Origin of the sequence: Crossiella sp. SN42, from assembly GCF_023897065.1 — a bacterium.
Lineage (GTDB): Bacteria > Actinomycetota > Actinomycetes > Mycobacteriales > Pseudonocardiaceae > Crossiella.
This window is the reverse complement of sequence record NZ_JAMHIV010000002.1, coordinates 245,301-257,617: the sequence shown is the minus strand read 5'-3', so window position 1 is coordinate 257,617 and position 12,317 is coordinate 245,301. Positions and strand designations below refer to the sequence as shown.

At 70.1% G+C, this 12,317-nt stretch carries 14 protein-coding genes; 5 read left to right on the top strand and 9 right to left on the bottom strand.

The window, feature by feature from the left end; all coding sequences use genetic code 11:
* The first annotated feature begins 2 nt into the window (after positions 1-2).
* Complete coding sequence (locus M8C13_RS03895; RefSeq protein WP_252479053.1) at positions 3-635, top strand: class I SAM-dependent methyltransferase; 633 nt, start codon at positions 3-5, stop codon at positions 633-635.
* Between the two features lie 4 nt (positions 636-639).
* Here M8C13_RS03895 and M8C13_RS03890 read toward each other — a convergent pair whose 3' ends face one another.
* The 9 genes from M8C13_RS03890 to M8C13_RS03850 all read right to left on the bottom strand — a co-directional run bounded on the left by M8C13_RS03890 (position 640) and on the right by M8C13_RS03850 (position 8,388).
* Positions 640-1,983, bottom strand: coding sequence for a carotenoid oxygenase family protein (locus M8C13_RS03890; RefSeq protein WP_252479052.1), 1,344 nt, complete (start codon positions 1,981-1,983; stop codon positions 640-642).
* A 926-nt stretch (positions 1,984-2,909) separates the two neighbouring features.
* Positions 2,910-3,422, bottom strand: a complete 513-nt coding sequence (locus M8C13_RS03885) for a TetR/AcrR family transcriptional regulator (RefSeq protein WP_252479051.1) — start codon at positions 3,420-3,422, stop codon at positions 2,910-2,912.
* Positions 3,423-3,540: 118 nt separating this feature from the next.
* Positions 3,541-3,879, bottom strand: coding sequence for a hypothetical protein (locus M8C13_RS03880; protein ID WP_252479050.1), 339 nt, complete (start codon positions 3,877-3,879; stop codon positions 3,541-3,543).
* Positions 3,876-4,691: a DUF692 domain-containing protein gene (locus M8C13_RS03875; protein WP_252479049.1), complete on the bottom strand. Its 816-nt coding sequence runs from the start codon at positions 4,689-4,691 to the stop codon at positions 3,876-3,878. The genes M8C13_RS03880 and M8C13_RS03875 overlap by 4 nt, the downstream gene beginning before the upstream one ends.
* The gene (locus tag M8C13_RS03870) at positions 4,688-5,557 is read right to left on the bottom strand and encodes a TIGR04222 domain-containing membrane protein (RefSeq protein ID WP_252479048.1); all 870 of its coding nucleotides are present in this window, start codon (positions 5,555-5,557) and stop codon (positions 4,688-4,690) included. Before M8C13_RS03870 ends, M8C13_RS03875 begins: the two co-directional genes overlap by 4 nt.
* Positions 5,558-5,593: 36 nt before the next feature.
* Entirely contained in the window at positions 5,594-6,496 is a 903-nt protein-coding gene (locus tag M8C13_RS03865) for a TIGR04222 domain-containing membrane protein (RefSeq protein ID WP_252479047.1), read from the bottom strand.
* Positions 6,497-6,538: 42 nt separating this feature from the next.
* Positions 6,539-7,480 carry a TIGR04222 domain-containing membrane protein gene (locus M8C13_RS03860; protein ID WP_305883919.1) on the bottom strand — a complete coding sequence of 314 codons (942 nt, stop codon included), beginning with the start codon at positions 7,478-7,480 and terminating at the stop codon, positions 6,539-6,541.
* 156 nt (positions 7,481-7,636) lie between these two features.
* A complete protein-coding gene (gene msrB, locus M8C13_RS03855; RefSeq protein ID WP_252479046.1) occupies positions 7,637-8,062 on the bottom strand; it encodes a peptide-methionine (R)-S-oxide reductase MsrB in 426 nt (141 codons plus the stop codon).
* Between the two features lie 17 nt (positions 8,063-8,079).
* Positions 8,080-8,388 (bottom strand): hypothetical protein, encoded by a 309-nt coding sequence (locus tag M8C13_RS03850; protein WP_252479045.1) that lies wholly within the window; start codon positions 8,386-8,388, stop codon positions 8,080-8,082.
* Positions 8,389-8,413: 25 nt separating this feature from the next.
* On the opposite strand from M8C13_RS03850, the gene M8C13_RS03845 reads away from it, so the two are divergent.
* From M8C13_RS03845 to M8C13_RS03830, 4 genes are all read left to right on the top strand, one after another.
* Positions 8,414-9,058: an NUDIX hydrolase gene (locus M8C13_RS03845; RefSeq protein WP_252479044.1), complete on the top strand. Its 645-nt coding sequence runs from the start codon at positions 8,414-8,416 to the stop codon at positions 9,056-9,058.
* Complete coding sequence (gene ligD / locus M8C13_RS03840; protein WP_252479043.1) at positions 9,045-10,079, top strand: non-homologous end-joining DNA ligase; 1,035 nt, start codon at positions 9,045-9,047, stop codon at positions 10,077-10,079. Before M8C13_RS03845 ends, ligD begins: the two co-directional genes overlap by 14 nt.
* 152 nt (positions 10,080-10,231) lie before the next feature.
* The gene (locus M8C13_RS03835) at positions 10,232-11,464 is read left to right on the top strand and encodes a DNA cytosine methyltransferase (RefSeq protein WP_252479042.1); all 1,233 of its coding nucleotides are present in this window, start codon (positions 10,232-10,234) and stop codon (positions 11,462-11,464) included.
* Positions 11,465-11,519: 55 nt separating this feature from the next.
* Entirely contained in the window at positions 11,520-12,287 is a 768-nt protein-coding gene (locus tag M8C13_RS03830; RefSeq protein ID WP_252479041.1) for a GIY-YIG nuclease family protein, read from the top strand.
* Positions 12,288-12,317: the final 30 nt, after the last annotated feature.

The window sequence follows — 12,317 nt, the reverse complement described above, 5'->3', positions numbered from 1 at the left end:
TCATGCGCAAGGCAGTTCGCGTCGTCGCCGCCGCGGGAGCCTGGACGACCCTGGCCGGCGCGACCTGGTTCGCCCTGGCCAGGCTGGCCACCGCGGTCAGCCTGCGGCGCGGCGCCGAACTGCAACGCTGGCGCTGGCTGCACGAGCTGCTGCCCCTGCACCTGCGCCGCTTCCTGCTGGTGACCGCGGGGGTCGACGAGTCGGTCCCCGCGCTGCGCAGTGTGCTGGCCCCGGCCCGCGGCCTGGTGGTGGACGTGATCGCGCACCGGCGGGCCGTGGTCAGCCTGCTTCGCCCGGAGACGGTGCGGGTGGTCCCGGCCCGCCCGGAGTCGCTGCCCGGTAGGCCCGGTTCGGTGGACGTGGTGCTGGCCGTCTTCGCCGCCCACGAGCTCCGCGAACCCAGGGAACGCGAGGCCCTCTTCGCCGAGGCGCGGCGGCTGCTCAGCGCGGACGGCCGGATGGTGCTCATCGAACAGCACCGCAATGCCAGGACCCTGGCGGTCTTCGGACCGGGCGCCTGGCAGTTCTACCCGAGCGAGGAGTGGCGGCGGGCGGCGGCCCTGGCCGGCCTGAAGGTGATCGCCACCCGCCGGGTCAGCCCGTTCGTCACCGGCTGGGCCCTGGCCGCCGCCTGAGCGTTCAGTCCCGGTCCGGGATCCAGGACCCGTGGATCCCCGAGGGCACCCGGTGCGGCAGCTCGACCACCGCCACCGGCTCGGCGCCCAGATCACGGGCGTCGAGCACCAGCAGCTCGGAGTTGTCCCGCCGCAGGTCGCTGACCACGGTCAGCAGATACCCGTCATCCTCCGCGCCGCCACCCGCGGCCGGCACGAACACGGCCTCGCCGGGCATCCGCTCCGGCCCCAGCGGCAGCACCTGACGCGCGCCGGTGGCATCGTCGTACTTGACCACCGCGTACTGCTCCAGCCCCGCACCCGGCATCGCTACCGCGTACCCGAACCGCGTCGGCGCCCCCGCGAAGTCCTCGTTGATGGTCGGGAACTCAGTCACCAGATCATCCACCCGCTCCTCCTTCGCCACCCCAGTCACCGGATCCAAGATCCACCGATGCCGGACCGAACCGACCAACGGCACCGGGGGATGACCGGGCGCGCCGACCCACCACTTCCACGAGGACTCCCACGCGGCCCGGTCGTAGCGCGGCCCGTCCAGCACGATGCGTCCGTCGGCGTCCTCGTAGGCGTTGGCGACGTGCAGCAGCGCCGAGGGCGCCACCTCGAACCAGGTGACCACGGGCTCACCCACCCGCGGCATGACTCCGATGCGCGGCCGGTAGTCATCGCTCCAGCGGTAGGGAATGCCGGACCGCTCGGCCGGATCGAACACCACCGGCAGGTCCAGCCAGAGCACATGCCCCCGCGTCAGCCCGAAGTCGTGCATCAGCGAAGGCCCCGCCCCGTCCACCACCACCGCCCGCGTGATGTGCCCGTCGGCGTTGGCGACGTAGTAGGTCAGATGCGGCGGAACGGCCGAGTACCCGAAGAAGTGCAACTCCCCGCTGACCGGATCCTCCTTGGGATGCGCGGTCATCGCCGTCCGCAACCGCCCCCCGAAGTCGAACGCCCCCAAGGTCTCCAGCTCCCCCGACAACTCAAACGGCAAGTTCGCTTCCTGGAGCGCGAGGATGCGCCCGGCGTGCTCGATGACGTGGGTGCCCGCGACACTCGCGGTGAGATCGACCGACCCGTCGGCCCGTTGGTAGGGCGCGCCGTGGAAGGCAGGGGTGCGGACCCAGCGGTTGCGGTACCACTCGGCTCGCCCGGCCCGGAGCCGGAGTCCGTGGACCATGCCGGCGCCTTTGAACCAGTGGGTGGGGGTGTCGCCGGGTTTGGGGTTGTGGCCGTTGCGGAAGTAGCGGCCGGTGAGTTCGGGCGGGAGGGTGCCGCGGATGGTGAGCTGGGTGACGGTGTGTTCGTTGGCGGTGGGGGTGTAGTGGCCGGTCAGGTAGGGCGGGGTGGTCATGGCTGGGCTCCTTTGGCGCGGTGGCTCCATGTGAGTGGTTGATCACTCACTCTTGTGGCGAAATGAAGGCCGACTGGGTGGAGTCGGCCTGGTGGACGCTGGTGTGGGCTTGTCAGTGATGCGGTTTAGTTGCTGAGCGGGTTCGGTCGATGGCGGCAATCATTGAGTGGTCGATCACTCATGCTCTATGGGGCCCGGGTCTCCGTTGCTGGTGCTGGTGCTGGTGTCAGGGCCAGGGCCGGTGCCCGCGTTGGTGCGCGTGCTGGTGCTGGTGCTGGCGCTGGTTGTGCCTGCGCCAATGCCGTGTCATGCCCTGTCGTGCCGTGCTCTGCGCCGTCGTGCTGTGCCGTGCCGTGTCCCGCCTCGCCCGCCCTGCCTTGCCCTCCCTTGCCTCGCCTTGCCTGCCCGCTCTGCCTCGCCCGCCCTGCCTTGCCCTCCCTTGCCTCGCCTTGCCTGCCCGCTCTGCCTCGCCCGCCCTGCCTTGCCCTCCCTTGCCTCGCCTTGCCTGCCCGCTCTGCCTCGCCCTGCGCGCCTGCCTGCCCGCCCTGTCCGCCTGTCCGCCTGTCCCGCCCTGCCTGCCCCCGCCCTGCCTGCCTGTCCCGCCCTGCCGGTACCTGTGTCGGTACCCGTGCCGGTGTCGGCGTCAGTATCGGTCCCGCGAGGCGATGAGTGGTCGATCACTCACTGATCTGGCCTGCTTAGTGGTTGATCGCTCACTCGGGCAGGTCATTTAGTGGTCGATCACTCACTGATTTGGGTGGGCGGCGCGGACCGTTCGGTGGTGCGGTTGGTCCGGGAGGGGCGATCGGCAGTGTTCGGCGATCGGGGAGTGGGCGGTCGGTGGCGTCCGGCGATCGGGAGGGTCGATCGGTCAAGGAGTGTCGGCTGGCCAAGGGGGGCTTGGGGGCGGGCGTGGAGATGGCTGGTCAGTAGTGGCGGATGCCTTCGGACAGCGTGTTCGCCCACGGTGCGTCCACGCCCTCAGCGCCCATCGCCACCACCAGGTGACAGAGCGCGCCCCGGGAGAAGAAGTGCTGGACCTGGTGGTCCGTTCCGTTGGACACGCTGCGCACGTACTCCACCAGTCGCGCGTACCCGGCTTGCACCGCCGCGCGCACGGTCTCGTCCGAAGCCGCCGCGGCCTGGGCGTGCAGCTGCACCAGCAACAGGTCCCGGTCGGTGACCAGGCGGGCGTAGGCGGCGCCCAGGGCGCTCAGCACCACCTCGGGTGCGCTGGCCTGGGTCGCGGTGGCGCCGTGGGTCAGGGCTTCCCGGATCTGGTTGAAGCAGCGTTCGACGACGGCGACGAACAGTGCTTCCTTGTTCGGGAACAGGCGGTAGATGTAGGCCTGGGAGATGCCTGCGAGTTTGGCGACCTCGGTGGTGGTGGTGCCGTAGTAGCCCTTGGCCGCGAAGGCTCCTACCGCTGTCCGCAGCACGGTCTCTCGTCGTTCGTCCGCGGTTGACAGCACTCGACCTGTTTCGCCCATGTGAGTAATAAACCACTCACACTTTTTGGGGTCAAGCGGGGGCTCAGCGGCGGGGGCGGGGCGGCCATCAGCGGGGGCGGGGCCACCAGCGGCGGCGGGGTTTGGGGAGGTGGCCTTCTGTTGTCAGCCAGTCGGCGAAGGTGTTCGCGTCCGTGCGGGCGCCTACGCCCTCTCGCCGGGGATGGGCGGCGGCGTACGCGTCGAACAGTTCGCGGAACCGCTCGCCCAGCCGCTCGGGCAGGTCGGGGCGCAGGGCGGCGGTGACCCGGCGGCGTTTGGCGCGCAGGGCCTGGGACTGGGCTTGGAGGCGGGTGGGGTTGAAGCCGGTGGGGGTCGGGCCGTTGGCGAGCAGGGCGTGCAGGAGGGTGGATTGCGCTGCGGCCAGGCGGGTGCGGGGGTCGGTCATCGGGGGGCCTCGACCACTGCGCGGATGGCGGCCAGTTCGGCGGCGAGCTCGGCGTCCGGGGGGTAGGCGTCGTCGCGCTCCAGGAGGACGCCGGGTGGGTTGACTCGGGCGCACAGGTCGGCGAGCAGGTCGAGGACCCGCTGGGGGACGGCGTGGGCGTGGGTGTCGTGGTAGAGGCCGTGTTCGGTGGTGCCGCCGGCGACGTGCACGTAGGCCAGGCGTTCCAGGGGCAGGGTGGTGAGGAACTCTTCCGGGTCGGTGCCCAGGTTGAGGTTGTTGGCGTGCAGGTTGGCCACGTCCACCAGCAGGAGACAGTCAGTGCGCTCGGCCAGTTCGGTGAGGAACTGGGCTTCGGTGAGCTCGTTGTCCGGCCAGTCGATCAGGGCGGCCACGTTCTCCAGCGCCAGTGGGACCGGGAGATCGCGTTGGGCGTCTTTCACGTTGGCGCACAGCACATCCAGCGCGTCCTTGGTGCGCGGGACGGGCATCAGGTGGCCCGCCTCGATGCCGCCTGCCCTGACGAAGGCCACGTGGTCGCTCACCAGGGGAGCGCCCAGGCGTTCGGCGATCGTGGCGAGATGCTGGACTCGTTGGGGCACAACGGGGTCCGCGCCGCCCAGGGACAGGGTCACCGCGTGCGGGAGGACCGGGACTCCTCTGGCGCGCAGGATCTCCAGGGACTCCGGGAGGGTGGGGCCGGACAGGTTCTCGGCCACCACCTCCACGAAGTCGACCTGGGGCAGGCGTTCCACGGTCAGGTCGATCTCCGGGCGCCAGCCGATGCCGACGCCCAGGTGCGGGATCCGGGTCATCCGCCGCACCCCCCGCCGCCTCCACCGCCGCAGCCGCCTCCGCCGCTGGAGCCGCAGCTGCCGCCGCCGCCCGCGCTGCCGGCGTCGGGGGCCAGGCCCGCGGCGATGGCGGAGTCGGGGTGCGAGCTCATTCCGTGGAATGCCACCAGGAACAGCACTTCGGCGCTCACCACCGAGCTGGCCGTGTTGAGCAGGGTGTTGTCCGAGCGCCTGCGCGCGGCCTCGGTGCGGGCGCGGTCCAGCGCGCGGCGGCCGAGGGTGGTGGCCTTGGGGCCGGGGACCAGGGCGGCGGCCAGGGTCAGGATGGCGGTCAGGGTCAGCAGGGCGACCAGGAAGCCGACGGGTTTGCCGTTGCTGACGCCGTCGGCGAGGCGGAGCGCGCCGACCAGCGCGACCGGTGCGAAGCAGGCGGCGGCGGACAGTTGGGCCGTGCGGGCGCGTTCCGGGTGCACCAGCAGGTTCGCCTGGATCAGGCGCGTGCGCAGCTCGCCCAGCTCAGGGGAGCGGTTCAGCTGTTTGGTCGCGGCTTCCAGGCCGTCGGCCGGTTTGCGGTCCCGCACCGCGGTCAGCACGCGGCCGTCGACCAGGGACTCCGCCTGCTTGCCGGTGGCCGCCGGGCGCACGCCCCGGCTGACCCGCAGCGCGCCGGTGGCGACCAGGCGGGCCAGGGCCGCTTCCACCAGGCGGCGGGTGCCGCCGGAGAGGTAGGCGGCCTCGTCCACGGTCAGCTCAGGGGTGCGCGGGTGCGCGCCGGTGAGCTTGCGCGCGGACAGGCGGCGGCGGATGGCCACCGCGACGGTGACGATCAGCGCCAGTGCGTACAGGCCGAGGAACTCCGGGCCCGTCAGGCCCCACGTGTCGTGCATGTCGCCACCCCCAGGTGCCGTTGTGGTGTAACGGGATCAGCCCCCGCAGCCGCCGCCTCCACCTCCGCCGCAGCTGCTGCCACCGCTGCTGCTGGAAGAGGAACAGGACGAGGAGGAACTGCTGCCGGAGCAGGAAGAGCCGCCTGCCGAGCCGCCGCCCGAGGCCGGCAGCGCCAGCACCTTGCTGACCTCGTCGTCCGGGAAGGCCGCGAGGCCGCCGACCGCGACCAGCATCGCCGCGCCGCCGAGCAGGGCCAGCTGGTCGTTGTTGTCCGCCCTCGGTTCGCGGCGAACGGTGGTCTGGAACTGGGTGAGCGTGCGCACACCCGCCTGGGTGAGCCGGTTGACCTTGGCCAGCAACGCGATCAGGGCCAGCACCGCGGTCAGCGCCAGCAGCCAGACCAGGTAGCCGACCGGCCTGCCGTTGCCGGTCCCGTCGGCCACCCGGACCACGCCGATGAGCAACAGCACCGCGAGGGCCGCCGCCCCGCGCAACCTGGCCTGCCACTGCTGCCTGCGCGAGACCACCAGGCCCAGCGTCTCCAGCCGGTTGCGCACCTGTCCCACCAGCGGGTGATCCTCGAACTTCGCCCGCAGGCTGCCCAGCGTGGCCGCCGGGTTCGCCCTGGAGTTCAGCTCGGCCAGGATCGCCTGGTCCAGTGGGTGCCGCGCGGTCAGACCGGTGACGCTGAGCCAGCTGCCCCTGGCGGCGCGCAGGCTGCCCGCCTCCAACATCCTGGCCACCGCGGTGAAGACCACCTGGGCCCCGCCGCCTGCGAGGTAGGCCACGTCGTCCGCGCTGAGCCGCCCCGCACCGGGGGCCATCTCGGCGCGCCGGACCGACCGGCGCGCCCAGACCGCCACCACGATCGAGACAACCAGCCCCAGGCAGTACAGGAGCAGGAACTGCGGCCCGGTCAGGCCCCACGTCTCGGTCATCGCCCACCTCGTGTCGCTCTTGGTTGGGGCGACGGTAGCGCGTCAGCCGCCGCCACCGCCGCCACAACCACCCCCTCCGCCACCACAGCTCGCGCCGCCCCCGCCGCCCCCGCCACCACCGTCGCCGATGGTGCCCCCGGCGGCGAACCCGCCGGCGTACCCGGCGTAGGAGCCGCTGCTGTCGTAACGGGACCCCCGGCGGCCGCCGCGGGCTGTCTTCAGGTCGCGCTGGGTCTGTAGCTGGGCCGAATGGCTCAGCAGCGCGGTGCGCACCCGGGCGTCCGGGTAGCCCGAAACGCCTTGCCGCGCAACAAGACTGGCCGCACTGTCCGAAGTGGACTGCATGGCCTGCTCGACCGCGGCGTCCCCAGCCTGGGTGCGCCAGGCCACCGGCAGCCAGGCGGCGAAGCCCGCCAGCAGCCCGGTCAGCAGCAGGAACAGCATCAGGTACCCGACCGGGTAACCCTGGCTGCCACCGTCGATCGCCCGCCACAGGCCGATCACGCCAAGCCCGATCAGCGGCAGCGCGGAGCGCAAACCCATGCCGGGCAACCGCTCCGGCGGCACCAGCAACCCCCGGTCGGCCAGCCGCGCGCCGACATCGGCCACGGCCTGGCTGTCCGCGACCCGGTTCACCAGCAGTTGCAACGTGCGCCGGCCGGTGTCCCCTGTGTAGTCGCACACCGCGCGGGCCAGCGGATCCGTGGTCCGGAGTGGGCCGGTGCCGCTCACGTAGCCCCCACGCGAGGCCCGCAGCACATCCCGTTCCAGCAGCGCCGCGACCGCGGTCTCCACCGCCCGTGGCGCGCCCCCGACCAGGAAGGCGAGCTCGACGTCGGTCAGCTCACCCGGCCTGGGGGCCGCGGTGGGATCCGGCCGCCGTCCGGCGATCCGGATCCACCCCGCCAGCACCAGCGCCACCACCAGGCCGATGGCGTACAACTGCAAGAACTCCGGGCCGGTCAGTCCCCATGGATTCTCCATCGTGACCCCCTCTCACCAGCAAGGAAGCCTCATGGTGCGGTCTGGGTCACACCGGTACAAGGGTATTTGATGGAGGATTGGGCAGAACTTAGGGAAAGCTTGAGCTTGGCCGGTTTTCGGCTCAACCACAACGAAATCCGGCCGTTATGAAGATACTCAGCCTTCTTGCTCGGTCGGGTCGGCCACCAGGCGCAAGCTGACGCTGTTGATGCAGAAGCGCTGATCGGTCGGCGTCGGGAAGCCCTCGCCCTCGAAGACGTGCCCGAGGTGGCTGTGGCAGGTCGCGCAGAGCACCTCGGTGCGCACCGCGCCCAGGCTGCGGTCCTCGCGCAGCACCACCGCGTCCCCGGCCAGCGGGGTGTAGAAGGACGGCCAGCCGCAGTGCGACTCGAACTTGGTGTCGCTGCGGAACAGCTCGGCGCCACAGGCCCGGCACTCGTAGATGCCCTCGGTCTTGGTGTCGGTGTACTCGCCGGTCCACGCCCGCTCGGTGCCCGCCTGGCGCAGCACCCGGTACTCCTCGGGAGTCAGCTGCTCCCGCCACTCCTGCTCGGTCTTGACGACCTTCGGACCCTGTTCCATGCCACCACGCTAATACTTCAGAACAGGAACAGCAGAATGGTGTTGAGCGCGCCGGAGAAGGTGAGCACCAGGCCGATCAGGATCAGGCCGGTGACCACCACCGCGGCCAGCCGCCAGCCGCCGCCGACCCGGTTGGCCGAGTCCGCGAACTCGCTCACCCCGGCCAGGTAGCCCTCCACGGTGTAGGGCTTGGGGGCGTGCTCGATCCGGTCGAGGTGCTTGGCGAAGGCCTGCGCCTCGGGATCGTGCGGGTCCAGCCCGACCAGGTCCTCACCGAACCGCCCTGGCGGGCCCTGCGGCTCGTCATCCGGTTCCGTGCGTCGCATACCCGCAACGGTAGCGTGCGGAGCTGTGAACAGGGCAGACACCGATACCGCGCCGCAATACGACCCCGCCCTCGGCCTGGCTGGGCTGCCGGGCGCGCCCCGCTGGGAACCCGCAGGTCAGCGCGGTCTGTACCGAAGCGAGTGGGTGAACGTGGACCTGGTGGCGGTGCGCCCGCCGACCGCGCCGCCGTACGAGCACCACGTGGTCCGGATGGCCGACGCGGTGGCCGTGGTGCTGGAGGACCCCGAGCGCGGGGTGCTGATGCTGCACCGGCACCGGTTCATCACCGACACCGTCGGCCTGGAGTTGCCGGCCGGCGCGATCGACCCCGGTGAGGACCCGGTGACCGCCGCGGTGCGGGAGACCGCGGAGGAGACCGGCTGGGCCGCCGAGGGGCCCCGGCTGTACCTGTCCCGGTGCGTCTCCAACGGCCGCAGCGACCAGTTCTTCCACTTCGTGCACGCGCGGGCGGGGCGGTGGCTGGGCGGGCCGGAGAACCACGACGAGGGCCACGCGGTGTGGGTCGGGCACCAGCACCTGCGCGAGGTGCTCGGCGGCGACCTGGTCAGCTGCGCGCCTTCGCACCTGGGCCTGCTGCACGCGATGACCTTCGGTTTGCTGCGGAACGGGCCGGTGGGCGGTAGCGTCCACGCCCGTGAGCAGGGGTGAAGCACTCGAACTGACCGTGGACGGGCCCGAGGGGCCGCGTGCCGTGCGGGTGTCCAGTCCGGACAAGCTGTACTTCCCGGAGCGGGGCATCACCAAGCGCCAGGTGGTCGAGTACTACCTGGCCGTGGCCGAGCCCCTGATGCGCGTGCTGGGGGAGCGCCCGACCACGCTCAAGCGCTTCCCGGACGGGGTCGCGGGCGAGCCCTTCTACGCCAAGCGCGTGCCCAAGGGCGCGCCGGAGTGGGTCCAGCCGGTGCGGATCACCTTCCCGTCCGGCCGCACCGCCGAACAGGTCTGCCCGACCGAACCGGCCGTGCTGGTCTGGGCGGCCAACCTGGGCACCCTGGACTTCCACCCCTGGCCGGTCCGGCGGCCGGACGTGGACCACCCCGACGAGCTGCGCATCGACCTGGATCCGCAGCCCGGCACCGACTTCCAGGACGCGGTGCGGGTGGCCGGGGTGCTGCGCGAGGTGCTGGCCGAGGCCGGGCTGACCGGCTACCCGAAGACCTCCGGCGGCCGCGGCATCCACGTGCTGGTGCGCATCCGCCCGGACTGGGACTTCATCGACGTCCGGCACGCGGTGATCGCGCTGGGCCGCGAGGTGGAACGCCGCCTCCCGGAGCAGGCCACCGTCGCCTGGTGGAAGGAACAGCGCGGCGAACGGGTGTTCCTGGACTACAACCAGGCCGCCAGGGACCGCACGGTTGCCTCCACCTGGTCGGTGCGCGGCACGCCGAGGGCGACCGTGTCCTTCCCGCTGGACTGGGCCGATCTGTCCACTGTGGACCCTGATGACTTCGACGTGCTGACCGTGCCGGGGCTGCTCGCCGAGCGGGGGGACGCGCACGCGAGTATGGACGAGCGGGCCTTCGGGATCGAGACCGCGTTGGAGTGGTACGCCAGGGATGAGCGGGACCACGGGCTCGGCGAGATGCCGTACCCGCCCGATTATCCGAAGATGCCAGGGGAACCGCCCAGGGTGCAGCCGTCCAAGGCGCGCAAGGCGGAGGACGGGTGAGCCCCTCCTCGGCCTTGCGCGGTCCCACAGCTTGGACCACGGCGCAGTCGTTGGTGATCTTTCGGTAGCCTCCTGACAGCGGGCTCGAACAGTTGTGCGACCCGTTGCTAACATCCCCCACTCTGTGCCGTAGATTTCGTAAGGTGCCTTCCGTGTCCAAGTCAGCTGCCGTGCGTGATGATCAAGGTCAGTTGTCGTTGCAGTTGGTGTCGGATGAGCCGGACGAGCCTGTCGGCCCTGCGGTCGCTGAGTTCTTCGCCGGCATCGGACTGGCTCGGCTGGGGCTCGAGCAGGCGGGGTTCTCTGTGCCCTGGTCGAACGACATCGAGCCGTCGAAGCGGGACATGTACAAGAAGCACTTCCGGGACCCGGAAGAAGCGCACACGTTCAAGTTGGCGGACGTCGCGAACGTCACCACGCAGGATATGCCGGATAAGGTTGCCCTGGCCTGGGCTTCTTCGCCATGCGTCGATGTCTCGTTGGCTGGCGCCAGAGCTGGGTTGGACGGGGAGCGGTCGGGCACTTTCTACGGCTTCACCCGCGTGTTGCGGGAGATGACGCCTGAGAACCGCCCTAGTGTCGTGACGCTGGAGAACGTGGTCGGCCTGGCGACCAGCAATGGCGGCGAGGACCTGGCGGCCGCCATAAGGGAGCTGAACGGTCTCGGCTACTCGGTCGACGTGCTGACGCTGGACGCTCGGTGGTTCGTGCCGCAGTCCAGGCCGCGGTTGTTCTTGGTCGGAGCTCGCAACCCCCCTGCTGACGTCGCGGGAGCCAACCCGCTGATCCGGCCCGCATGGCTGCAGGCGGCGTTCAACAATCCAACTCTGCGCACGCACCGCGCGCGGCTGCCGGAGATCGACACAGCGAAAGCCGGTGACCTCTCCTCGGTCGTCGAGAAGATTGATCCGCACGACGAACGCTGGTGGGACGCCAAGCGCACCGCTGCGTTCGAGAACTCCCTTTCCCCGTTGCAGGCTGAGCGACTGGCAGTGTTGCGGAAGGGGAAGAAAATCACCCACCGGACAGCATATCGCCGCACGCGTAACAAGATCCCCATGTGGGAGGTCCGTTCGGATTCCATCGCAGGATGTCTTCGGACTGCGCGCGGCGGCTCGTCGAAGCAAGCATTGGTAGAAGTCGGCAACGGGCAGCTACGGGTTCGCTGGATGACTGCTCTGGAATACGCTCGGCTGATGGGCGCCGGTGACTACCGACTGGACGACATCCGGCCTAATCAGGCCCTTTTTGGCTTCGGTGACGCAGTCTGCGTGCCTGCGGTCGCCTGGTTGGCCGAGAACTACCTGATGCCGCTGGTGCAGGGAAAGCCTCAAATGACCTCTGCCCCGGTTGGGGAACTGGTGGGATCTGGTGTCAGCGCGTAAGAAATCACAAGGTGGCGCTGGTCCTGCCAGGTCAGTCCGAGACTTCCGTGACGAGTTGACCAAGGCGCTCGCCCTGCGGGACGACCAGGGGCGCGTGTGGGCTGATGCGAGGTGGGGCTGTTACGCGTTCTACGACTACGATGGCGAGCCCATCTATGTTGGGCAGACCAACGAGTCTCTGCGGACGCGGATTCGACGTCATTTGACCAATCAGCGGACAGACGCCGTCGCAATGCGTATTCTGGACGTGTTCGAAGTGGCGCAGCTCGAGATGTGGCCATTGTGGGATTTCGAAGCCGTCCAGCGAAACGACGCGGCCGCCCGTGCCCACTTGAATGCGGTCGAGTACTCCGCCTACCGGAAGGCAATCAGGGAAAGCCGCTTCAAGGCGATCTTGAACGAGAAGATTCCGCCAGTTTCAGCCACGGTCGATTTGCCGCCGTCACTCAAAGTTGACCTGGTCAGCGCGGCGAACCGCGAGGAGCGTGGGCATGCTGACATTCGCATCGCGCGGCGTGCTGAGACGATAGCCAGGCTTGCCGCTGTCGCACACGAGCGTGGCGATGTCTCGACTGGTCTGCGTCGGGTGCTTGTCATCCAAGCTGTCCGACTGACTTTCCTTACGGCTGAGCGCTTCGCTGCGGCTGAGGGACGGCCAGGGCCAAGTGTCTCGGCCATCGACGCTGTGAGCCTTCTCGGCGGTGAGAGTCAGGTGCTCGATGACGAGCACGACCGGAACGACGAAGACGTCAACGGCGTTGACGAGCTTGATGAGACCGACGAAGTTGAAGAGGGCGACGACGGTCAATTGCGACTGACCTGAGGAACGACACGCCACCCTCTCGAAGACTTC

Coding starts and splice junctions, on each gene's coding strand:
- M8C13_RS03895 (WP_252479053.1), top strand. CDS start 3: ATGCGCAAGGCAGTTCGCGTCGTCGCCGCCGCGGGAGCCTGGACGACC.
- M8C13_RS03870 (WP_252479048.1), bottom strand. CDS start 5,557: ATGCACGACACGTGGGGCCTGACGGGCCCGGAGTTCCTCGGCCTGTAC.
- M8C13_RS03850 (WP_252479045.1), bottom strand. CDS start 8,388: ATGCGACGCACGGAACCGGATGACGAGCCGCAGGGCCCGCCAGGGCGG.
- M8C13_RS03865 (WP_252479047.1), bottom strand. CDS start 6,496: ATGACCGAGACGTGGGGCCTGACCGGGCCGCAGTTCCTGCTCCTGTAC.
- msrB (WP_252479046.1), bottom strand. CDS start 8,062: ATGGAACAGGGTCCGAAGGTCGTCAAGACCGAGCAGGAGTGGCGGGAG.
- M8C13_RS03890 (WP_252479052.1), bottom strand. CDS start 1,983: ATGACCACCCCGCCCTACCTGACCGGCCACTACACCCCCACCGCCAAC.
- M8C13_RS03860 (WP_305883919.1), bottom strand. CDS start 7,480: ATGGAGAATCCATGGGGACTGACCGGCCCGGAGTTCTTGCAGTTGTAC.
- M8C13_RS03880 (WP_252479050.1), bottom strand. CDS start 3,879: ATGACCGACCCCCGCACCCGCCTGGCCGCAGCGCAATCCACCCTCCTG.
- M8C13_RS03875 (WP_252479049.1), bottom strand. CDS start 4,691: ATGACCCGGATCCCGCACCTGGGCGTCGGCATCGGCTGGCGCCCGGAG.